The sequence below is a fragment of the Pseudomonas sp. Y39-6 genome, from assembly GCF_023651955.1.
In the GTDB taxonomy this organism is placed as follows: Bacteria; Pseudomonadota; Gammaproteobacteria; order Pseudomonadales; family Pseudomonadaceae; genus Aquipseudomonas; species Aquipseudomonas veronii.
The window spans coordinates 5,168,911-5,189,630 of record NZ_CP069594.1; the positions used below are offsets into that span (position 1 = coordinate 5,168,911).

Sequence of the window (20,720 nt, forward strand, 5' to 3'; positions counted from 1 at the left end):
GTTTTGATACCAGGTGAATCTGTTCCCTGGCTCCGCGTTGCTTTAGGGTGACGCCACTGACGACCGTTTTCCAGACACTCGAATTCAGGACACCCCACATGACCACCTTGAACCAAGCCCACTGCGAAGCCTGCCGCGCCGATGCCCCGCAAGTCAGCGATGAAGAACTGCCGGTGCTGCTCAAGCAGATCCCCGACTGGAACATCGAAGTCCGCGATGGCGTCATGCAACTGGAAAAGGTTTTCCTGTTCAAGAACTTCAAGTTCGCCCTGGCCTTTACCAACGCCATGGGCGCCATTTCCGAAGCCGAAGGTCACCACCCTGGCCTGCTCACCGAGTGGGGCAAGGTCACGGTGACCTGGTGGAGCCACTCCATCAAAGGCCTGCACCGCAACGACTTCATCATGGCCGCGCGCACCGACGAAGTGGCCAAGGATGCCGAGGGCCGCAAATAATGCACTTCGATGCGATTGGCCGCGTGCCCGGCGACCCGATCCTCGGGCTGATGGACCTGTATGCCCAGGATGCCAACCCGAACAAGTTCGACCTCGGCGTGGGCGTGTACAAGGACGACCAGGGGCTGACACCGATCCTCCCTTCCGTGAAACTTGCCGAGCAGCGCCTGGTGGAGCAGCAAACCACCAAGACCTACATTGGCGGCCACGGCGACGCTGCGTTCGGCAGATTGATCAGCGAACTGGTGCTCGGCGCCGAGTCCACGCTGCTGCGCGCACACCGTGCCGGGGCGACCCAGACTCCAGGCGGCACCGGCGCCCTGCGCCTGAGCGCCGACTTTATCGCCCACAGCCTGCCCGGCCGCGGCGTATGGCTGAGCAACCCGACCTGGCCGATCCACGAAAGCATCTTCGCCAAGGCCGGGATCAAGGTCAGTCACTACCCTTACGTCGGCGCGGACAATCACCTGGATGTGAGCGCGATGCTGGCGACCTTGTCCACGGTGCCCGAGGGCGACGTGGTGCTGCTGCACGCCTGCTGCCATAACCCGACCGGTTTCGACCTGTCCCAGGCTGACTGGCGCCAGGTCCTGCAGATCGTGCGCGAGCGCCACCTGCTGCCGCTGATCGACTTCGCCTACCAGGGCTTTGGCGACGGCCTGGAGCAGGATGCCTGGGCGGTGCGCCTGTTCGCGAGCGAGCTGCCGGAAGTGCTGATCACCAGCTCCTGCTCGAAGAACTTCGGCCTGTATAGCGACCGTGTCGGCGCGCTGATCGTGTGTGCGGCGGATGCCGAAAAGCTGACGGATGTGCGCAGCCAGTTGGCGAATATCGCGCGCAACCTGTGGTCGACTCCGCCGGATCACGGCGCGGCAGTCGTCGCGACAATCCTCGGCGATGCCAAGCTGAAGGCGCAGTGGAGCGACGAAGTCGAAGCCATGCGCTCGCGCATCGCACAGTTACGCGCCGGGCTCGTGGAGGCCCTCGCGCCACACGGGCTGGCCGAACGCTTTGCACATATCGGCGCGCAACGTGGGATGTTTTCCTATACCGGCTTGAACGCCGAACAGGTCAAGCAACTGCGCGAGAAACACAGCGTGTATATGGTCAGTTCGGGGCGGGCCAACGTCGCGGGGATCGATGCGACGCGATTGACGCTGCTGGCGCAAGCCATTGCAGACGTTTCGCACACTTAACCGAAGAAATGCAAAGCCCAATGTGGGAGGGGGCTTGCTCCCGATAGCAATGGATCAGTCGCCAAATACAGTGACTGACACTGCGCGATCGCGAGCAAGCCCGCTCCCACTTGTTGGGCCGAGCCAGGCCTTAACCCGCGACCATCTCCGATTTCAGCTGCGCCTCTTTAGCCTGCGCATCCGCCAACCGATACAACTCGATATGCCCGTCCCAGTGCTCGATCAACGCCGAGCACGACTCCACCCAATCCCCGCAGTTGAGGTAATCCACCTCGCCCACCTTGCGAATCTCCGCATGGTGAATATGCCCGCACACCACCCCATGCAATTCGCGCCGGGTCACTTCATGGGCGATGGCTTCTTCGAAATCGCTGATAAAGCTCACCGCCGTCTTCACCTTGTGCTTCAGATACGCCGACAGCGACCAGTAACCGTAGCCATACCGCGCACGCCAGTGATTCAACCAACGGTTCAACGTCAGGGTGAACTCGTAGGCCGAGTCGCCGAGGAACGCCAGCCAGCGGTGATAGCGCGTGATCACATCGAACTGGTCGCCGTGGATCACCAGGAGATGGCGGCCATCGGCGGTGACATGGATGGCTTCGTCCACCAACTGGATGTTGCCCAGGATCAGCTTGGAGTAGCGACGCAGGAACTCGTCGTGATTGCCGGTGACATAGATCACCTCGGTACCGCGCTTGGCCATGGTCAACAGGCGGCGGATCACGTTGGTATGGGCCTGGGGCCAATACATGCCGCCGCGCAGTTTCCAGCCGTCGATGATATCGCCCACCAGGTACACCTTGTCGGCGTGGTAGCCCTTGAGAAATTGCGCCAAGTGTTCGGCCTGGCAATCCCGAGTGCCCAGATGTACATCGGAAATCCACAGGGTACGAACCCGTTGCTTGCGGCTGGGTGTAGCGAATTCGGCACGGGTCATGGGCATCCCTCGACGGTGTTTTCGCGAGCTTGCGCCCTGGCGATTAATAGCCCATGACAGCTGTGCGTCAGTCTGATGACAGCGCCCGCCGACGGCGAAGCGTTGTAGACTGGCAACCTGCTGCCCAGGAGAGCGCGATGAGAGCGTCCCTCACGCTACGCCACTACATCGAAGCACCCATTGCCCACAGCCATGACCATGCGCAGTTGGTCTTCGGCCTGTCCGGGCACCTGGACCTTGAAGTGGAGGGGCGCGGCAGCCAGGTCCGCGAGAGCAGCGTGATGGTGTTGCCCTTCTCGGCCCACCACACCTGCGGCAGTCGCGATGGCAGCCGATGCCTGGTGCTGGACGTGCCCACCGAACACTGGGTGCTGCAATCGTTGGGCGAGCATGCCGATGCCAGCCGCCGCCTGCTCGACCAACCGGCGCGTCTGGCCCTGGATTCGCGGCAAAGCCAGTTGGTGCAATGGCTGGCGCACAGCCCGGTGGACGACCCGCTGATCGTCCAGCAAGGCGCGGTACTGCTGCTGGCCAGCCTCAATCATCCGCTGGCTCCCAGCGCGCCGGGCCGCCGCCTGCCCTATGCCGCGTTCAATGCACATATCGAACGGCACGCCGCCCACCCTCTGCAAGTCGCGGACCTTGCACGCCTCGCCGACCTGTCGGTAGCGCGCCTGCATGCCCGTTTCATCGCCGAGTGCGGGCAGACGCCCATGGACTTCATCCGCAGTCGCCGCCTGCATAAGGCCTTGGGCCTGTTAAGGGAAACGCCGTTGCCCATCGGCGAAATTGCCGAACGCGTCGGCTATGCCTCGCAAAGCGCGTTTGCGGCAGCGATGCTGCGCGAATTCGGCGCCGCGCCCAGCGCGCTGCGGCGCACCACAAAATAGCGAGTCCTGCGCTAAAAATCGCCAGTCGGGCGACAGACACTCACGCCCCCAACCTCTAGACTGCGCGCCAGTCACCCCGTTGGTTCAAGGATCCCAATGACTCCCCGCTCAGCCCTCGGCGCCCTGCATATCGGCGCATTGATGTTTGGCCTCACCGGCGTATTCGGCAAACTGGCGGCCGCCTCGCCGACCATCATCGTGTTCGGTCGCGCCGCGTTTGCGGTGATTGCCCTGGCGATCTTTGCGCGGTTCGCCAGCAATGCGCCGTGGAAACAGCTGCAGATGCGCGACTGGCGCCGGCTGCTGATCAGCGGTGTATTGCTGGCGGCGCACTGGGTAACGTTCTTCATCGCGGTCAAAGTCGCCGGCGTGGCCGTCGCCACCCTGGGGTTTACCGCGTTCCCGGCGTTTACCGTGATCCTCGAAGGCTTGATCTTCCGCGAGCGCATCCGCGCCAACGAAGTGCTGCTGGTGGCCCTGGTCACGGTGGGCCTGGTGCTGGTGACACCGGACTTCAACCTCGCCAGCCAAGCCACGGGCGGCCTGCTCTGGGGCATCGCCTCGGGGTTGCTGTTCTCCCTGCTGTCACTGAATAACCGCGCCAGCTCCGGCCGGGTTCCAGCGGTACAGGCGGCGCTGTGCCAGAACGTGGTGGTCGCGCTGTGCCTGCTGCCCGTGGCGGCGCCGGGGCTGGCGGATGTGCGCGCGCTCGACTGGCTGTGGATCGGCCTGCTCGGTGTGTTCTGTACCGGCCTGGCCCACAGCCTGTTTGTCGCCAGCCTCGCGGTGATCAAGGCCCGCACCGCCTCGGTGGTGTTCGCCATGGAACCGGTCTACGGCATCACCGTCGCCTGGCTGCTGTTTGCCGAAACCCCGACCTTGCGCATGCTGTTGGGCGGCGCGCTGATCATCGTCGCCATCGTGCTTTCCGGCCTGCTGGGCAGCGCCAGCCAGGCCAAACAGCCGGCTGCAACGGCCTGATCTATACTCTGCCCATCCGCAACAGTGTGTCGTCGTCGACGGATAAAGACTTCTCGACGACAGCCAGGGTGTTTAACGGTGCTGCAAGCGAGTGGTCACGCCATTAACGCTATGCAGGAGTTGCATCATGGAAACACTTATCAGCTTGCTGGTTCAGATCATCAGCGGTGCCGTCGGCGGTAATCTGGCGGGGATGACCAAGCAGAGCCTGGGCACCGGGCTCAATACCTTCCTCGGCGGTGTCGGCGGCCTGGTGCTGGGCCAGCTCGTCTCGGCGCTGACGGGCACATCCGGCGGCGAAGCCATGGATGTGGCGACGGTCGGCAGCAACATCGTCGGCGGTGGCGTCGGCGGCCTGGTGCTGACGTGGGTCGTCGGTTTCATCAAGAGCAAGATGGCCGCCAAGTAGGGGCGCATCGCCCGGTCACCGCCCCTGTGCGGCGGTGACCTTCACACCTTGCGATCGTTGTGCCCCAGGTCGCGCTGCGGGTCGATCTGGTCGCGCACGCGCTGCTTGAGCACCTTGGCCTCCGGAAAGCCGCCATCGGCCTTGCGCTCCCAGATCTGCACACCGTCGCAGGTGATGCGAAAAGCGCCGCCGGTAGCCGGTTCCAGCGCCACTTTGCCCAGGTCGTCGGCAAAGGTACTCAACAGTTCCTGGGCCAACCATGCGGCGCGCAACAGCCACTGGCACTGGGTGCAATAGGTGATGACGATCTCGGGTTTATTCGGCGACATAATTTGACAGGTTCCTGGCGTAACGGGCTGGGAGGGTCGGGTGGCTATAATACCGGCCTTTATCGTCCAGCCCCGAGATTCATGATGCGCCGCCTGTTGTCCTGCCTGTTGCTGTGCCTGCTGCCCCTTCTTGCCGAGGCGGTTGAAACCCCACGCCCGAAAATCGGCCTGGTGCTGTCCGGCGGCGCCGCACGCGGGCTGGCCCACATCGGCGTGCTCAAGGCCCTGGAGGAACAAGGGATTCATATCGATGCAATTGCCGGCACCAGCATGGGCGCGGTGATCGGCGGGTTGTACGCGTCGGGCTACAAGATTGATGAGCTGGAAAAGCTCGCACTGGGTATCGATTGGCAGCAGGCACTCTCCGATGCGCCACCCCGGGAGGACGTGCCGTTTCGCCGCAAGCAGGACGACCGGGACTTCCTGGTCAAGCAGAAACTCAGTTTCCGCGACGATGGCAGCCTCGGCCTGCCGCTGGGCGTCATCCAGGGCCAGAACCTCGCGCTGCTGCTGGAAAGCATGTTTGCCCACAGCAGCAACACGCGAAATTTCGACAAGCTGCCGATCCCCTTTCGCGCCGTCGCAACCGATATCACCACCGGCGAAAAAGTGGTGTTCAGCAAAGGCCATCTGCCCCAGGTGATCCGCGCCAGCATGTCGATCCCGGCCGTGTTCGCGCCAGTGGAACTCGACGGCCGACTGCTGGTGGACGGCGGCATGACCGATAACATCCCGCTGGACGTGGCGCGGGAGATGGGCGTCGACATCGCCATCGTGGTGGACATCGGCACGCCGCTGCGCTCGCGCAAGCAACTGGCCACGGTGGTGGACGTGCTCAACCAGTCCATCACCCTGATGACCCGGCGCAATTCCGAAGAACAACTCAAGGCCCTGCACCCCAAGGATGTGCTGATCCAGCCGCCTCTGGCCGCCTACGGCGTCACCGACTTCGGCCGCGCCAAGGACATGATCGACGCCGGCTACCGCGCCACCCGCGCCCTCGATGTGCGCCTGGCCCACCTGCGTCCCGCCGAGCCGATCGACCCGGAACTGGTGGCCGCGCGCGCGCCGGGCGAACGGACTCCGATCATCACTTCGATCAGCGTGGAGAACGACTCGAAAGTCAGCGACGACGTGATCCGCTATTACATCCACCAAGCCCTCGGCGAGCCGCTGAACCTGAGCCGCCTGCAAGTGGACATGGGCACCTTGTATGGCCTGGATTACTTTGAACAGGTGCAATACCGCGTGGTGAAAAAAGGCCACGACAACACCCTGGTGATCAGCGCACGCGGCAAACGCAGCGGCACCGACTACCTGCGCCTGGGCCTGAACCTGTCGGACGACATGCGTGGCGACAGCGCCTTCAACCTCGGCGCCAGCTACCGCATGAATGGCATCAACCGCCTCGGCGCGGAATGGCTGACGCGGGTGCAGATCGGCGATCGGCAAGAGCTGTACAGCGAGTTCTACCAACCGATGGACACCGGCTCGCGCTATTTCGTCGCCCCTTACCTCAAGGCCCAGGCGCAGAATGTCGAACTGATTCTGGACAACGACCCCATCTCCGAATACCGCCTGGAACGCTACGGTTTCGGCCTGAACGTCGGGCGCCAGATCGGCAACAGTGGCGAGCTGCGTTTCGGCGTCGGCGAAGCCTGGGGCAAGGCGGATGTACGCATCGGCGACCGCGACCTGCCAAGCGTGAGCTTCAGCGAAGGCTTCTACGAACTGAAGTACTCCTTCGACTCCCTGGACAACGTGTACTTCCCCCACACCGGCGAAGACATCGGCCTGGCTTGGCGCGAATTCGAACCGGGGCTGGGGTCCGATCAACGCTACCGGCAATGGGAATTCAAGCTGGACAAGGCCATGAGCCACGGCCCGGACACACTCGTACTGGGCGGCCGCTACGGACGCACCATGGATAATACGGACGTGGTGATATCCAGCTTCCTACTGGGCGGCGCACGGCAGCTGTCGGGCTTCCGTCAGGACGCGATCTCGGGGCAGAACGTCAGCTTGATGCGCGCCGTGTACTACCGCCGCCTGACGCCGCGCTCATACTTGCCGTTGGATTTCCCGCTGTACCTGGGCGCGTCGCTGGAACGCGGACGAGCGTGGAACAACGACAATGAGTTCGACAGCGGTTATATCAACGCCGCGAGTATTTTCCTGGGCTTCGACACACCGTTGGGGCCGCTGAATTTCAGCTACGGGTTCAACGACGACAATCAGCAGGCGGTGTACCTGAACCTCGGCCAGACCTTCTGAAACGCTGACCGTAAAAACCAAGATGGGAACTGGCTGGCTTGCGATGGCGGTATTTCAGTCGCCAGATCAATTGACTGAATGTCCGTTATCGCAGGCAAGCCAACTCCCACCTATTCGATCTCTGTTGCGCCTGACGTCAGGACTTTTCCAGATTCGCCAGAATGTGCCCGTGCACGCGCATGCACACCCGCAGGTCCTCTTCATTCACGCCCACGAACAACTCATGGCGTAATGCAGTGGCGATGGTTTCAATCTGCTCGATCAACGGTCGGGCGCTGTCACACAGCAGGATGCGCTTGGCGCGCCGGTCTTCCACCACCGCCTGGCGCTGCACCAGCCCTTGGCTTTCCAGGCTGTCGAGCAAGCGTGCCAGTGTCGGCCCTTCGACGCCGACACTTTGTGCCAACTCACGCTGCGTCGGCGCTTCTTCGAAACGCGCCAAGTGCAGCAGCACCAGCCAGCGTGCCTGAGACAAGCCCAGCCCCGCCAAACGGCGATCCAGTTCGGCGCGCCAACCTCGGGACATTTGCGCCAACTGCATGCCAAAACGGTGTTGATCGGTTAACGGCATAAAAAACTCATGGTTTAGACTGAAAACAAAGTATGACTAATTATTAGTCAGCTAAGCATGAGCCATGTCAGTAGGCAAGCGCTCGTCTGTACTGATTCGTTTCATCGTCGCAATTGGCACACTAAATTTCGAACTCAGACTGCAACGCGGCACGCACACAGTACAAAACACCCTCGGGAACCCGACCCGTGAACAGCGGTGCAATCTCCGCAACTGGTGGCAGTTCGCCTTCACCATCCAGGAAGGCATCCTGGATTTCACCGAGCAAATCTTCTGGCAAATCAAGGGCCTGCTCTAACGACAACTGTTGCTTACCGATGGATTCGGCCAGCAGCGTGTAGACGTTTTTTTCCGAGCATTGCAACTGGCCAGCGATCTGGATCGGGGTCATGCCGGCTCGCGCCAGGCTGATCAATTCGTGGCGAATATCGGCAATTTCCTTCGGCGCTTCGGCCTGACCGCCGAGCACTTCGAGGAAGGCCTGGCCATAACGTTCCAGCTTGCGTGCGCCCACACCACTGACCCGGCCCATTTCGGCCAGGGTGGTCGGCTGCTCGCGCAACATCTCCAGCAAGGTCGAGTCGGGGAAAATAACGTAAGGCGGCACGCTGTGTTCCTGCGCCAGTTTGCGCCGCAGGGCACGCAAGGCTTCCCACTGTTCACGCTCCTCGAAGCGCACCAACTGGCTGGCCTGGCTGGTACTGCTCTTGGCGGTGGTCTGCGGCTTGAGGTCGCGGCGCAGTTCCAGGCTCACTTCCCCCTTGAGCAACGGCCGGCAACTGTCGTTCAGGCGCAGGCCGCCGTAGCCTTCGATGTCGATGTCCACCAGGCCGCGCGCGACCATCTGGCGGAACAGCGATCGCCATTCGCCTTCGGCACGGGCCTTGCCGACGCCGTAGACCGAGAGTTTCTCGTGGCCGAAGCTGCGCACCTTCTCATTGTCCTTGCCCAGCAACACATCCACCAGATGGCCGACGCCATAACGCTGGCCGGTGCGGTAGATGGCGGACAAACCCTGGCGCGCCGGTTCAGTGGCATCCCAGGTTTGCACGCCGTCGACACAGTTGTCGCAATGGCCGCAGGGTTCGGGCATGTCTTCGTCAAAATACGCCAGCAAGGTCTGGCGGCGGCAACGCGTCTCTTCGCAGAGTGACAGCATGGCGTCGAGCTTGTGCTGTTCCAGGCGTTTGTGGCGCTCGTCACCTTCGGAGTTCTGCAGCATTTGCTTGAGCATCACCACGTCTTGCAGACCGTAGACCATCCACGCATCGGCCGGCAGGCCATCACGCCCGGCGCGCCCGGTTTCCTGGTAATACGCCTCGAGGGACTTGGGCAGATCCATATGGGCCACGAAGCGCACGTTGGACTTGTCGATGCCCATGCCGAACGCGATGGTTGCCACCATGATCAGGCCTTCCTCGTTGAGGAAGCGCTTCTGATGATAGGCACGCAAGTCGTTGGGCAAGCCTGCATGGTAGGGCAGCGCCGGATAACCCTGCTCGCACAGGAAGGCGGCCACTTCGTCGACCTTCTTGCGCGACAGGCAATAGACGATGCCCGCATCGCTGCGCCGCTCGGACAGGAACGCCAGCAACTGCTTGCGCGGCTGCTCCTTGGGCACGATGCGATAGAAAATATTCGGCCGGTCAAAGCTCGACAGGAAGCGCTCGGCGTTCTGCAAATGCAGGCGCTCGACGATTTCTTCGCGAGTGCGCTTGTCGGCGGTGGCGGTCAGGGCGATACGCGGGACGTCGGGGAACAGTTCCGCCAACTGCCCCAACTGCAAATATTCGCGACGGAAATCATGCCCCCATTGCGATACGCAGTGCGCTTCATCGATGGCGAACAGGGCGATTTCCAGGCTCTGCAAGAAGGCCAGCATGCGCGGCTGCACCAGGCGCTCGGGGGCCAGGTAAAGCATTTTCACTTCGCCGCGCTTGATACGCGCGGCCAGGTCGCGCTGCTGTTCGGCGCTGAGCGTGGAGTTCAATGCGGCGGCAGCAACGCCGAGTTCCTCAAGGGTCGCCACCTGATCGTCCATCAGCGCGATCAACGGCGACACCACCACGGCAAGGCCGTTACGCAGCAACGCCGGCACCTGGAAACACAACGACTTGCCACCGCCGGTCGGCATCAGGACGAGGGCATCACCGCCATTGGCCACGCGCTCAATGATCGCACCCTGGCGGCCACGAAAACTGTCGTAGCCGAAGATGTCCTTGAGGACGCGTTGAGCCTGCTCGAGCATGTAAAACTCCAAATATCGCCGAAATCCCTCCATACAGGCTGGCCGAAAAAGCGCGTATCTACGGAAAATAATCCGTAAGCGAAGTTTTCTCGGGTTGGCGCTGGCCTGCAGGGGGCATCACAAAACGCGGCAGTATACCCGAGCGTCGGCCGGCAAAGGGCGCGGCTGACGAACAGCGGCCGCTATCTAAAACCGGCCAAATATGCAGTGTGGCTGGCCTGGGCGCTCAAGAAAGCCTAGAATTCAGCATCGTTTATTCCCAAGGTAGTCCTTCAATGTCCTTCGCTGAGCAACTAACCCGCCTGCAAGCCTTCCTCGACGCCGATGAGCTGCATGACGAGGCGCTGGACTACGTGGCCGCCCACGGCTACCTGACCGCCCTGTCGATTTCTTCCGACATCGTGCCGGACCGTGAGTGGATCGACGCCTTGTTCGCCGAAGAGCCTCATTACGCTGACGCCGCCCAGCGCGAAGAGATCGAAGCCACCCTGCTCGCCCTCAAGGCCCACATCGGTCGCCAACTGGCCTCCGACGAGGAATTCGAGCTGCCGTGCGACCTCGACCTGGGCGAAGAGCCGGACGACTCCGACCTGCGCGGCTGGTGCATCGGCTTCATGGAAGGTGTGTTCCTGCGCGAAGCCGCCTGGTTCGAAACCGCCGAAGAAGAAGTCAGCGAAATGCTGCTGCCGATCATGGTCGGTTCGGGCCTGTTCGACGACCAGCCGGAGTTCTCCGACATCGCCGCCGACGCCAATCTGATGGACGACATGATCGTACAGATCCCGGAAGCCCTGACCGCCCTGTACCTGCTGTGCAACGCCCCCGACGAAAAACCGGCGCTCCTCAAGCCACGTCACCACTGAGTCGCACGCCCGTGATCGCCATGGGCAAGCGCTCGCCGCTCCTGCGTTACGCACTGCTGGCCATCGGCTGGCTGAGCGTAGCGCTGGGGGTGATCGGCATCTTCCTGCCGGTATTGCCCACCACCCCCTTCCTGCTTCTTGCCGCCGCCTGCTTCGCGCGCAGCTCCCCGCGTTTCTACGCCTGGCTGGTGGAACACCCGCGCCTGGGCCCATGGATTCGCGACTACCTGGACGGCAATGGCATCCCGCTCAAGGGTAAGGTCTACGCTATCGGCCTGATGTGGCTGAGTATCGGTTTTTCCTGCTACCTGGTGCCTCTGCCGTGGGCCCGCGGCTTCATGCTGACCAGCGCGGTGCTGGTGACGATCTACATCCTGCGCCAGAAAACCCTGCCGCCGCGCTGAGCCTCTTTAACACCGTGCCCTGCGACATTAGTGCTCACAAGACCTTGGTCGACACTGACTAATCCCCAGGCATCATGCGAGACTGTCCAACCGGGCCCGAAATGCCTGGGCGTGTTTCTGTCCGGAGTTACCATGACGCTGTCCAGCGGGCTGATCGCCGCCGTTGCCTTGGCCTATATGGCCATTATGTTTTCCATCGCCTTTTACGGTGACCGCCGCCATGCGCCGTTGCCGCCGCGCATGCGTGCCTGGGTGTACAGCCTGTCGCTGGCCGTTTATTGCACCAGTTGGACCTTCTTCGGCGCCGTAGGCCAGGCGGCCGAACAACTGTGGGCGTTTATACCTATCTACCTGGGACCGGTGCTGTTACTGGTATTCGCCCCCTGGGTCCTGCAAAAGATGATTCTGATCAGCAAGCAGGAAAACATCACCTCCATCGCTGACTTTATCGCCGCACGCTACGGCAAATCCCAGTCGTTGGCGGTGGTGGTCGCGCTGATCTGCATGGTCGGCGTGCTGCCTTACATCGCCCTGCAACTGAAGGGCATCGTACTCGGGGTGAACCTGCTGATCGGTGCCGGCGCAGATGCCACCGGCACCCGCGCCCAGGACACGGCGCTGATCGTATCGCTGGTGCTGGCGCTGTTCACCATTGTCTTCGGTACGCGCAACCTCGACGCCACCGAACACCACCGCGGCATGGTGCTGGCGATTGCCTTCGAGTCGCTGGTCAAGCTGTTCGCGTTTCTCGCGGTCGGCGTGTTTGTGACCTACGGCCTCTACGACGGTTTCGACGACTTGTTCAGCCAGGCGATGCTGGCACCACGCCTGGAGGAATACTGGAACGAAACCGTCAACTGGCCCACGATGGTGGTACAGACCGGCGTCGCGATGATGGCGATCATCTGCCTGCCCCGGCAGTTTCACGTCACCGTCGTGGAAAACATCGACCCCCAGGATTTGCGCCTGGCCAAATGGGTTTTCCCTGCGTACTTGATCCTCGCCGCGCTGTTTGTCGTACCGATCGCCCTCGGCGGCAAAATGCTCTTGCCCGGCTCGGTGCTACCCGATTCCTACGTGATCAGCCTGCCCTTGGCCGAGGCCCATCCGGTCCTCGCCCTGCTGGCGTTCATTGGCGGCGCGTCGGCCGCCACCGGCATGGTGATTGTGGCGAGCATCGCGTTGTCGACCATGGTGTCCAACGACATGCTGCTGCCTTGGCTGTTGCGCCGCTCCAGCGCAGAACGGCCGTTTGAAGTGTTCCGCCACTGGATGCTCTCGGTACGCCGCGTCAGCATTGTGCTCATCCTGCTGCTGGCGTATGTCAGCTACCGATTGCTCGGCTCCAGCGCGAGCCTGGCGACGATCGGCCAGATTGCCTTCGCCGCGGTGACCCAACTGGCACCTGCCATGCTCGGCGCGCTGTATTGGAAACAGGCGAATCGACGCGGCGTGTTTGCCGGCTTGGCGGCAGGCACGTTCCTGTGGTTCTACACCTTGGTCCTACCGGTTACCGCGAAAAGCCTGGGCTGGTCGCTCAGCCTTTTCCCCGGCCTGACCTGGTTGCATTCCCACCCGCTTGGCTTGCCCCTCACGTCGCTGACCCTGGGCACCGTGTTCTCCCTGGCGGGCAACTTCACACTGTTCGTCTGGGTCTCGATGCTTTCGCGTACCCGGGTGTCCGAACACTGGCAGGCCGGGCGCTTCATCGGCCAGGAAACCAGCCAACGCGCCAGCACTCGCTCCATGTTGTCGGTCCAGATCAGCGACCTGCTGAGCCTGGCCGCGCGCTTTGTCGGCGAAGAACGCGCGCAGCAGAGCTTTATCCGCTTCGCCTATCGCCAGGGCAAAGGCTTCAACCCCAACCAGAATGCCGATAACGATTGGATCGCGCATACCGAACGCCTGCTGGCGGGTGTACTCGGCGCCTCTTCGACTCGCGCAGTCGTAAAGGCCGCGATTGAAGGTCGGGACATGCTGCTGGAGGACGTAGTACGGATCGCCGACGAAGCCTCCGAAGTGCTGCAATTCAATCGGGCCCTGCTGCAAGGCGCCATCGAAAACATCACCCAGGGCATCAGCGTGGTGGATCAGTCCCTCAAGCTGGTGGCGTGGAACCGCCGTTACCTGGAGCTGTTCAACTACCCCGAGGGATTGATCAGCGTCGGCCGGCCGATTGCCGACATCATTCGCTATAACGCCGAGCGCGGCTTGTGCGGACCGGGTGAGGCCGAAGTGCATGTGGCGCGACGTCTGCACTGGATGCGCCAAGGCCGCGCGCACACCTCCGAACGCCTGTTCCCGAATGGACGGGTGATTGAACTGATCGGCAACCCGATGCCCGGCGGCGGTTTCGTCATGAGCTTCACCGACATCACCGCGTTCCGCGAGGCCGAACACGCACTGACCGAGGCGAACGAGGGCTTGGAACGACGGGTCACCGAGCGGACACACGAGCTGTCGCAGCTAAACGTGGCGCTCACCGATGCCAAGGGCGTGGCCGAGTCCGCGAACCAATCGAAGACGCGCTTTCTCGCAGCGGTCAGCCATGACCTGATGCAACCGCTGAACGCTGCACGCCTGTTCTCCGCCGCCCTTTCCCACCAGAACGACGGCCTGTCGAACGAAGCCCGGCAACTGGTGCAACACCTCGACAGTTCGCTACGTTCCGCCGAAGACCTGATCAGCGACCTGCTGGACATCTCGCGCCTGGAAAACGGCAAGATCAACCCGCAACGCCAGCCGTTCGTGCTCAACGAACTGTTCGACACCCTCGGCGCCGAATTCAAGGCGCTCGCCCAGGAACAAGGCCTGCGCTTCCGCTTGCGCGGCAGTCATTTGCGCGTGGACAGTGACATCAAGTTGCTGCGCCGGATTTTGCAGAACTTTCTGACGAATGCTTTCCGCTATGCCGACGGCCCAGTGCTGCTGGGTGTACGCCGACACCAGGGCGAGTTGAGCCTGGAAGTCTGGGATCGCGGCCCCGGCATTCCGCAGGATAAACAGAAGGTGATTTTCGAGGAGTTCAAACGTCTGGACAGCCACCAGACCCGCGCCGAAAAGGGCCTCGGCCTGGGCCTGGCGATTGCCGATGGCCTGTGTCGCGTATTGGACCATCGCCTGAGCGTGCGCTCATGGCCGGGCAAGGGCAGCGTATTCAGCGTGCGCGTGCCGCTGGCTCGCAACCAGACCAGCACACCGGTCAAGACCGCGCAGGAAACCGGTCTGCCCCTGAGCGGCGCGCGGGTGCTGTGTGTGGATAACGAAGAAAGCATCCTGATAGGCATGCGCAGCCTGCTGACGCGCTGGGGCTGCGAAGTATGGACCGCCACCGACCAGGCACAATGCGCGGCGCTGCTGGCCGACGGCGTGCGCCCACAACTGGCGCTGGTGGATTACCACCTGGACCACGGCGAAACCGGCACGGAGTTGATGGGCTGGCTACGCACACAGTTGGCGGAGCCGATTCCCGGCGTGGTCATCAGCGCCGACGGTCGTCCGGAGATGGTGGCGCAAGTGCATGCGGCGGGGCTGGATTATCTGGCCAAACCGGTGAAGCCGGCGGCGTTGCGCGCCTTGCTCAGCCGGCATCTGCCCCTTTGATCAGCCACCTATTCGGGCAGGTGCGCCACCCCGTCGGAGTCGGTCATTGCCCGCTCCAGCAGGTCGGCGGGCAAGCTTTTGCTGGCGCGGGCGCCGAGCAACCTTAACTGTTCGGTGCGGCTGACCAGATTACCGCGACCATCTGTCAGCTTATTCCGCGCTGCGCTGTAAGCCTTATCCAATTGCTGCAGACGGTTACCCACTTCATCCAGGTCCTGGATAAACAGCACGAACTTGTCGTACAGCCAGCCGGCGCGCTCAGCGATTTCCCGGGCGTTCTGGCTCTGGCGTTCCTGCTTCCACAGGCTGTCGATGACCCGCAGGGTGGCGAGCAAGGTGGTGGGGCTGACGATGACGATATGACGGTCGAAGGCTTCTTGGAACAGGTTGGGCTCAGCCTGCAAGGCCGCCGAAAAAGCGGCTTCAATCGGCACGAACAGCAACACGAAATCCAGGCTGTGCAAGCCCTCCAGGCGTTTGTAGTCCTTACCGGCCAAGCCTTTGACGTGATTGCGCAGGGACAGCACATGCTGTTTGAGCGCCGCCTGGCCGATCACCTCGTCGTCCGCCGCCACGTACTGCTGATAGGCCGTCAGGCTGACCTTGGAGTCCACCACCACCTGTTTGTCACCGGGCAACATGATCAGCACGTCCGGCTGGAAGCGCTCACCGTCCGGACCTTTCAGGCTGACCTGGGTCTGGTACTCGCGGCCCTTCTCCAGGCCGGCGTGTTCCAGCACGCGCTCAAGGATCAGTTCACCCCAGTTGCCCTGGGTCTTCTGGCCTTTCAGCGCACGGGTCAAATTCGTGGCTTCGTCCGACAGACGCAGGTTCAGTTGCTGCAGGCGTTCAAGCTCCTTGCCCAGGGAAAAGCGCTCGCGGGCTTCATTCTGATAGCTTTCTTCGACACGCTTTTCGAAGGACTGGATGCGTTCTTTCAAGGGATCGAGCAACTGTCCGAGGCGCTCCTGACTGGTTTCGGCGAAGCGCTGTTCGCGCTCGTCGAAAATCTTCCCGGCCAGCTCGGCGAACTGCGCCCGCAATTCGTCCCGCGAGCCCTGCAGGTCGGCGAGGCGTTGCTGATGGCTGTCCTGTTGCTCGCGCAGCTCCGCACGCAAGGCCGCCGACAACGCGTCAAGGCGACGCAGTTCGGCTTCCTTGGCGCTGCGGTCGAGGTTCCAGGCGTGGGCGGCGTCGCGGGCATTGTCGCGATCGATCTGCAGCAATTCGACTTCGCGGCGCACGGCGGCCAGGTCTGCCTGCTTGGCGGCGTTGGCCTGGCTGAGGTCGCTGATTTCGTCACGGCTGGCGTCCAGTTGGGCCGCCAACCCTTCCTGGGCCAGTTGCGCGGTGGTCAGGCGCTCTTCAAGCAATTCCCAGCCGGCCATGCGCGCGGCCAGACGGCGCTGAAGCTGCCAGCACATGGCCAATAACGGCACTGCCGCGCCAGCAAGTCCCAGGGCAATACTGGTCCAGTCAAAAGCCATAGCCATGTCTGCCATCACCGAAAAAGAGCAAGGTTAACCAAGCAAGGGGGTTGAGGACAGCTCAGTCTTCGACCTGGCCCAATTCACGCTGGGCGCGGCGGTCACCGGCACGGGCAGCCAGGCGCAGCAGGTCGTGGCCGATGCGGCGGTCGCGGGCATTGTCGCATTCGCGGCACATCAATTGGCCGAGTCGGCTTTGCGCTGCGACCACGCCATCACGGGCCGGCTGTTTGAGCAAGCGCCCGGCAAAATGTTTGATGTTGGTGCTGTGACCAAGACGCGGGCTGTCGAGCAACCACAAGGCCACTTTCAAGGAGAAACGTTTGGGTGGGGTAACAACCGGAGGGGTGTCGGTAACAGAAGATGATACTGAGCGAAACTTCATAAAGCACTGCGGGACAGAACGGAAGGCGCGCCACTCTACTCTTTTTTTCGTACAGGTAAAGCCGAAAAAACCCTGCACGCCCGTGCTAGAGCAAGCGCTCGGGACAATCCACAGAAGCTGTGGATAACTCAGTGGACAACCCACCTTTAACTCGCGCAAAGCCCCATGGAATGGGGGCCGCAGTCAAACTGACGATTTTTTCACCAATAAAAAAAAGCGATATTTTTCATTGACTTAAATTTTCATTACAGGCAAATGGGGCCCGATGGAAACACTTGACAGAACGGTGACACATACCGTGAACAATGTGTACAAGTCCCTTTGCTCCGGTTATATCGCCAAGGTTTTTTGATCCGACATGGCTTGAATATGTTACTGGCACGGCCAGGCAGGGACTTTTCAAATTCAATGCGGGTCGCCACACTGCCGCACCTACAACGCAACCATGTACGGGTCGATGAAAGGAATTCTGTTATTCACCGTGTTGCTGCTGGCCATTTGCGCGACCTCCCTGGGAATCAACGCCGCTCTGCCTTCGCCGGACGGCGCATTGTTTGCGATCGCGATCCTGCTCTCCGCCGCGTTCACCGCCGCCAGCCTGTGCATCGAGTTGGGCGAGGGCCGGATCAATGACATGGGCGATGTCATGAAAATGATCGAGACCGGCCAGTCCCTGCGCCTGACCCTGGCCGCGTATGCGCTGGGCTGCTCGCTGGCGGCAGCCGTCACGGTGCTGGTGTATCACGGGGTGCTGGAGGGCTGACTGAAGTTTTTTTACCGATACGCTTCCATTCCCCGCTTCGATCCGTTACTATCCGCGGCGTTAGTACCAAGCTGAAAGTCAATTCTGGTCGAACAACTCCCCTGAACAACACGGGATCGACCACCTTGATGGTTTCCAGGTATCACTTGCGACGACACAGCCTTTGAACAAGCAAAGGGTGTCGCGAAGTCTCAATACTCTGACCGAACCAACCTGCCAATTGATCAGGATCTTCACCCCGGGCCCAGAACCTTAGCCCCTGTTGTGTTGCCTGCCCTCCTAAGTACCTACCTGCCAGCCCAAGCGCGCCTAAACTATTAGCGCTTCAAACTGGCTGCTTTGTTCCAGTCGGGTTCTTCGTTCGATCAATAGTGATCGACGTCACTGGAACGTTTTAACGTTGCGCGGTTCTTAACCGTGTCATTTGTAGGAACACCCATAATATGTCCACTCAAATCCATACTCAGGACGCCATTCGCGCCCTCACCAACGCTTTTGCACCAATGAACTGCCTGATCATGGCCGCTCGCAAAGGCTGCTTCAGCTTCACCCTGGTCAACGAACACGGCATCGCTCGTCACAGCGAACGCCTGTACCCCGATCAATACTCCAGCGCAGAGCCGCTGCAGGCCGTGATCGAGCGTACCCGTCAGGCACTGATTGCCTGATCGACCGAAGTCGCTGAAACCCAAAAACCCTGTTTAACAAGCAGGGTTTTTTATTGCCCGGTATTCAGGTTTTGAATATTTGCACTCAGCACGAATAGATATAAACGTTATAACTGAATAAAGAAGATGTTTTTAAAACAGTCCTTTACACCACGAATATGACACTACACTTCAACTCAAGCGGCATGATCCGCTTCCGACGGGCCTGAGATCCGATCCACCGCTGCCAAGCCCCCACCCGCTCAGGCTTCGTCGACCACTTTCACGGATAGAGGCGAGTATGGGTATCGCTGCCAGCGAATTGTGTCGTTATGTGATCAGGCCGACGCTTGTTTACCTCGGGCGCCACGACCAGACCGCTGAATCCCTGCTGCTGGGTATTGCCGCCAGCCAGTCGGAACTTGGCTCCGCCTTGCACGACCGTCGCGGCCACGGCCTCTACAGCATCTCCGACCAGCGTCACCGCGCCTTATGGGACACCTACCTGGCGCTGGACCCCGAACGCGCCAGCCTGGTACGCGGCTTGGCCAGCCAGCACGCCTTCCTTGGCGCGCCCCAGCTTGAGCTGACCGTCAACCTGCGTTATGCCACCGCCATCGCCTGGTTACTGGTGGAACAACAGCGCCCCGCCTTGCCCGAACCGGGTGACATATTGGCCATGGCGCGTATCTGGAAAGAAATATTTCACCCTCAAGGCCGTCTTCGCGATTTCACCCACGCCTGGAAAACCTGTGTTTCATCCATGAATCAGGTGACCTGCTGATCGGGCAATTTACAAAATCCGGTAAAATGCGGCGATTTTGGTAGGATTGTCCTACAAAACGGCTCTATCTCCTGTGTTACAGCCTATAGCGCGATGTGTAATTTGTTGATACTTTCCGCTGCGGTGATCACACGGAGTTCTAATAATGAAAAAAGTAATGCTCAAGACCACACTTAGCCTCGCCGTTGCCATGGCCTCTTCCCACGTCTTCGCAAGTGGCTTTGCCCTTAACGAACAAGACGTCGCCGGGATGGGTACGGGCTTCGCAGGACGCTCTTCTACCGCCGAAAACGCAAGCACTGTCTACGGTAACCCTGCTGGTATGGCTCGCCTGGAAGGCCAACAAATTACCGGTGGTTTCGCGGTGATCGATGCCTCCACCGATATCAAAGATGCCGGCGGCCGTTCCAGCGGGACCAACAAAGGCGACATGGTGCCTTTCACTGGCGTACCTTTCGGTTTCTACACCAACAAACTCAACGATCAATGGTCTATCGGCTTCGGTGTTTATGCACCGTTCGGCCTGAAAACCGACTACGAAAGTGGTTTCCAAGGTCGCGGGTTTGGTAGCAAGAGCGAAGTATCGGTCATCACCTTCCAACCGACTGTCAGCTACGCGTTCAATGATCGCGTGTCCATCGGTTTTGGTCCGACCATCAACCGTATCGACGGCACCCTGGAATCGCGGCCGAGCCTGGCTGGCCTGGGGATGCCAGGCGACAACAAAGTCAAAGTCAAAGGCGACGACACCGCCCTGGGCTTTAACGCCGGTATCCTGGTTCAAGCCACCGATACCACTCGCGTCGGCCTGACCTACCACTCGGCAGTGAAGTACAAACTCGAAGGCCACACCGACGTCACCAAAGCGTCCACGGTTCCATCACGAGTGCTGGCCAATAACCGCTACGACGCCTCATTGAAAGTCGACACGCCTGAATCCTGGGACCTGTCGGTGACTCAAGACCTCAGCGACGCCTGGAAACTGTATGCGGGTGCGACCTGGACTCGTTGGAGTCGCTTGAAAGACATCACCATCAAAAACGAAGGTGTGACAGCGGCTAGCGGAGGCGCATTGGCACCTGCGCTTGTCGGCACTATCACTGAACCGCAGAACTGGCACGACACCTGGGCTTACGCCTTGGGTACCTCGTATCAGGTCACCAAGCAGGTGGTACTGCGTACCGGCCTGTCCTTCGACCAGTCGCCAACCAACAACACCGATCGTTCGCCGCGCATTCCTACCGGTGACCGGACCATCTTCAGTGTTGGTATGGGTTACGCAGTGACGGAAGACCTGACCGTTGACGTGGCTTACTCCTACCTCAAGGAAGAGCCGGTCAAAGTCAACAAATCCAACGCACTGGGTTCCTACAGCTCCAAATACGAAAACAGCGCCAACGGTTTCGGCCTGGGCGTGACTTACAAGTTCTGACCTGCTTGCGCATAAAAAGCCCCGCTCTCCGGTAAAGGAGGCGGGGCTTTTCAATGGGT

General features: G+C 61.1%; 19 protein-coding genes. 13 read left to right on the top strand and 6 right to left on the bottom strand.

The genetic code is table 11. The annotated features are described in order from the left end of the window. The first annotated feature begins 98 nt into the window (after positions 1-98). The gene (locus tag JN756_RS23425) at positions 99-455 is read left to right on the top strand and encodes a 4a-hydroxytetrahydrobiopterin dehydratase (RefSeq protein WP_017845357.1); all 357 of its coding nucleotides are present in this window, start codon (positions 99-101) and stop codon (positions 453-455) included. Beyond that, complete coding sequence (locus JN756_RS23430; protein ID WP_046382502.1) at positions 455-1,651, top strand: amino acid aminotransferase; 1,197 nt, start codon at positions 455-457, stop codon at positions 1,649-1,651. The genes JN756_RS23425 and JN756_RS23430 overlap by 1 nt, the downstream gene beginning before the upstream one ends. Positions 1,652-1,781: 130 nt before the next feature. On the opposite strand, the gene JN756_RS23435 is transcribed toward JN756_RS23430, so the two are convergent. Next, positions 1,782-2,591, bottom strand: a complete 810-nt coding sequence (locus JN756_RS23435) for a UDP-2,3-diacylglucosamine diphosphatase (RefSeq protein ID WP_057003858.1) — start codon at positions 2,589-2,591, stop codon at positions 1,782-1,784. Between the two features lie 137 nt (positions 2,592-2,728). On the opposite strand from JN756_RS23435, the gene JN756_RS23440 reads away from it, so the two are divergent. The 3 genes from JN756_RS23440 (at position 2,729) to JN756_RS23450 (ending at position 4,871) form a co-directional block, all read left to right on the top strand. Further along, complete coding sequence (locus tag JN756_RS23440; RefSeq protein WP_169883693.1) at positions 2,729-3,481, top strand: AraC family transcriptional regulator; 753 nt, start codon at positions 2,729-2,731, stop codon at positions 3,479-3,481. Between the two features lie 96 nt (positions 3,482-3,577). Next, on the top strand, positions 3,578-4,462 hold the full coding sequence (locus JN756_RS23445) for a DMT family transporter (RefSeq protein ID WP_046382500.1): 885 nt from the start codon (positions 3,578-3,580) through the stop codon (positions 4,460-4,462). 127 nt (positions 4,463-4,589) lie between these two features. After that, complete coding sequence (locus tag JN756_RS23450) at positions 4,590-4,871, top strand: hypothetical protein (protein ID WP_046488286.1); 282 nt, start codon at positions 4,590-4,592, stop codon at positions 4,869-4,871. Positions 4,872-4,912: 41 nt separating this feature from the next. On the opposite strand, the gene JN756_RS23455 is transcribed toward JN756_RS23450, so the two are convergent. Continuing rightward, positions 4,913-5,200, bottom strand: a complete 288-nt coding sequence (locus JN756_RS23455) for an Rdx family protein (RefSeq protein WP_046382498.1) — start codon at positions 5,198-5,200, stop codon at positions 4,913-4,915. Positions 5,201-5,284: 84 nt separating this feature from the next. On the opposite strand from JN756_RS23455, the gene JN756_RS23460 reads away from it, so the two are divergent. After that, positions 5,285-7,474, top strand: a complete 2,190-nt coding sequence (locus tag JN756_RS23460) for a patatin-like phospholipase family protein (RefSeq protein WP_108524699.1) — start codon at positions 5,285-5,287, stop codon at positions 7,472-7,474. Positions 7,475-7,610: 136 nt separating this feature from the next. Here the strand turns inward: JN756_RS23460 and JN756_RS23465 are convergent, their stop codons facing one another. Both JN756_RS23465 and recQ read right to left on the bottom strand, forming a co-directional pair. Beyond that, complete coding sequence (locus tag JN756_RS23465; protein WP_017845349.1) at positions 7,611-8,045, bottom strand: MarR family transcriptional regulator; 435 nt, start codon at positions 8,043-8,045, stop codon at positions 7,611-7,613. A 121-nt stretch (positions 8,046-8,166) separates the two neighbouring features. Next, positions 8,167-10,293, bottom strand: a complete 2,127-nt coding sequence (gene recQ, locus JN756_RS23470) for a DNA helicase RecQ (RefSeq protein ID WP_017845348.1) — start codon at positions 10,291-10,293, stop codon at positions 8,167-8,169. Positions 10,294-10,568: 275 nt separating this feature from the next. Here recQ and JN756_RS23475 point away from each other — a divergent pair, with 275 nt between their 5' ends. The 3 genes from JN756_RS23475 to JN756_RS23485 all read left to right on the top strand — a co-directional run bounded on the left by JN756_RS23475 (position 10,569) and on the right by JN756_RS23485 (position 15,163). Next, entirely contained in the window at positions 10,569-11,156 is a 588-nt protein-coding gene (locus JN756_RS23475) for a UPF0149 family protein (protein ID WP_017845347.1), read from the top strand. A 20-nt stretch (positions 11,157-11,176) separates the two neighbouring features. Continuing rightward, positions 11,177-11,560, top strand: coding sequence for a YbaN family protein (locus JN756_RS23480; protein WP_026139819.1), 384 nt, complete (start codon positions 11,177-11,179; stop codon positions 11,558-11,560). Between the two features lie 132 nt (positions 11,561-11,692). After that, positions 11,693-15,163 (top strand): hybrid sensor histidine kinase/response regulator, encoded by a 3,471-nt coding sequence (locus tag JN756_RS23485; protein WP_201021421.1) that lies wholly within the window; start codon positions 11,693-11,695, stop codon positions 15,161-15,163. Positions 15,164-15,171: 8 nt separating this feature from the next. On the opposite strand, the gene JN756_RS23490 is transcribed toward JN756_RS23485, so the two are convergent. Together JN756_RS23490 and JN756_RS23495 are read right to left on the bottom strand one after the other, a co-directional pair. Beyond that, positions 15,172-16,536, bottom strand: a complete 1,365-nt coding sequence (locus JN756_RS23490; RefSeq protein WP_164887036.1) for a DNA recombination protein RmuC — start codon at positions 16,534-16,536, stop codon at positions 15,172-15,174. A gap of 175 nt (positions 16,537-16,711) precedes the next feature. Beyond that, positions 16,712-17,035, bottom strand: coding sequence for an SEL1-like repeat protein (locus JN756_RS23495; RefSeq protein WP_057003854.1), 324 nt, complete (start codon positions 17,033-17,035; stop codon positions 16,712-16,714). A 457-nt stretch (positions 17,036-17,492) separates the two neighbouring features. Between JN756_RS23495 and JN756_RS23500 the strand changes: the two genes are divergently transcribed. The 4 genes from JN756_RS23500 (at position 17,493) to JN756_RS23515 (ending at position 20,661) form a co-directional block, all read left to right on the top strand. Further along, the gene (locus tag JN756_RS23500; RefSeq protein ID WP_057003853.1) at positions 17,493-17,798 is read left to right on the top strand and encodes a hypothetical protein; all 306 of its coding nucleotides are present in this window, start codon (positions 17,493-17,495) and stop codon (positions 17,796-17,798) included. 443 nt (positions 17,799-18,241) lie between these two features. Further along, positions 18,242-18,466 carry a hypothetical protein gene (locus tag JN756_RS23505; protein WP_017845341.1) on the top strand — a complete coding sequence of 75 codons (225 nt, stop codon included), beginning with the start codon at positions 18,242-18,244 and terminating at the stop codon, positions 18,464-18,466. A 280-nt stretch (positions 18,467-18,746) separates the two neighbouring features. Next, on the top strand, positions 18,747-19,229 hold the full coding sequence (locus JN756_RS23510) for a hypothetical protein (RefSeq protein ID WP_046382493.1): 483 nt from the start codon (positions 18,747-18,749) through the stop codon (positions 19,227-19,229). Positions 19,230-19,374: 145 nt separating this feature from the next. Further along, complete coding sequence (locus JN756_RS23515; protein ID WP_057003852.1) at positions 19,375-20,661, top strand: OmpP1/FadL family transporter; 1,287 nt, start codon at positions 19,375-19,377, stop codon at positions 20,659-20,661. Positions 20,662-20,720: the final 59 nt, after the last annotated feature.

Bases quoted from the DNA above. Each gene is read 5' to 3' on its own strand.
- JN756_RS23475 (WP_017845347.1), top strand. From the start codon at position 10,569: ATGTCCTTCGCTGAGCAACTAACCCGCCTGCAAGCCTTCCTCGACGCC.
- JN756_RS23485 (WP_201021421.1), top strand. From the start codon at position 11,693: ATGACGCTGTCCAGCGGGCTGATCGCCGCCGTTGCCTTGGCCTATATG.
- JN756_RS23455 (WP_046382498.1), bottom strand. From the start codon at position 5,200: ATGTCGCCGAATAAACCCGAGATCGTCATCACCTATTGCACCCAGTGC.
- JN756_RS23500 (WP_057003853.1), top strand. From the start codon at position 17,493: ATGAAAGGAATTCTGTTATTCACCGTGTTGCTGCTGGCCATTTGCGCG.
- JN756_RS23460 (WP_108524699.1), top strand. From the start codon at position 5,285: ATGCGCCGCCTGTTGTCCTGCCTGTTGCTGTGCCTGCTGCCCCTTCTT.
- JN756_RS23480 (WP_026139819.1), top strand. From the start codon at position 11,177: ATGGGCAAGCGCTCGCCGCTCCTGCGTTACGCACTGCTGGCCATCGGC.
- recQ (WP_017845348.1), bottom strand. From the start codon at position 10,293: ATGCTCGAGCAGGCTCAACGCGTCCTCAAGGACATCTTCGGCTACGAC.
- JN756_RS23510 (WP_046382493.1), top strand. From the start codon at position 18,747: ATGGGTATCGCTGCCAGCGAATTGTGTCGTTATGTGATCAGGCCGACG.
- JN756_RS23445 (WP_046382500.1), top strand. From the start codon at position 3,578: ATGACTCCCCGCTCAGCCCTCGGCGCCCTGCATATCGGCGCATTGATG.
- JN756_RS23440 (WP_169883693.1), top strand. From the start codon at position 2,729: ATGAGAGCGTCCCTCACGCTACGCCACTACATCGAAGCACCCATTGCC.
- JN756_RS23425 (WP_017845357.1), top strand. From the start codon at position 99: ATGACCACCTTGAACCAAGCCCACTGCGAAGCCTGCCGCGCCGATGCC.
- JN756_RS23505 (WP_017845341.1), top strand. From the start codon at position 18,242: ATGTCCACTCAAATCCATACTCAGGACGCCATTCGCGCCCTCACCAAC.
- JN756_RS23495 (WP_057003854.1), bottom strand. From the start codon at position 17,035: ATGAAGTTTCGCTCAGTATCATCTTCTGTTACCGACACCCCTCCGGTT.
- JN756_RS23435 (WP_057003858.1), bottom strand. From the start codon at position 2,591: ATGACCCGTGCCGAATTCGCTACACCCAGCCGCAAGCAACGGGTTCGT.
- JN756_RS23450 (WP_046488286.1), top strand. From the start codon at position 4,590: ATGGAAACACTTATCAGCTTGCTGGTTCAGATCATCAGCGGTGCCGTC.
- JN756_RS23515 (WP_057003852.1), top strand. From the start codon at position 19,375: ATGAAAAAAGTAATGCTCAAGACCACACTTAGCCTCGCCGTTGCCATG.
- JN756_RS23430 (WP_046382502.1), top strand. From the start codon at position 455: ATGCACTTCGATGCGATTGGCCGCGTGCCCGGCGACCCGATCCTCGGG.
- JN756_RS23465 (WP_017845349.1), bottom strand. From the start codon at position 8,045: ATGCCGTTAACCGATCAACACCGTTTTGGCATGCAGTTGGCGCAAATG.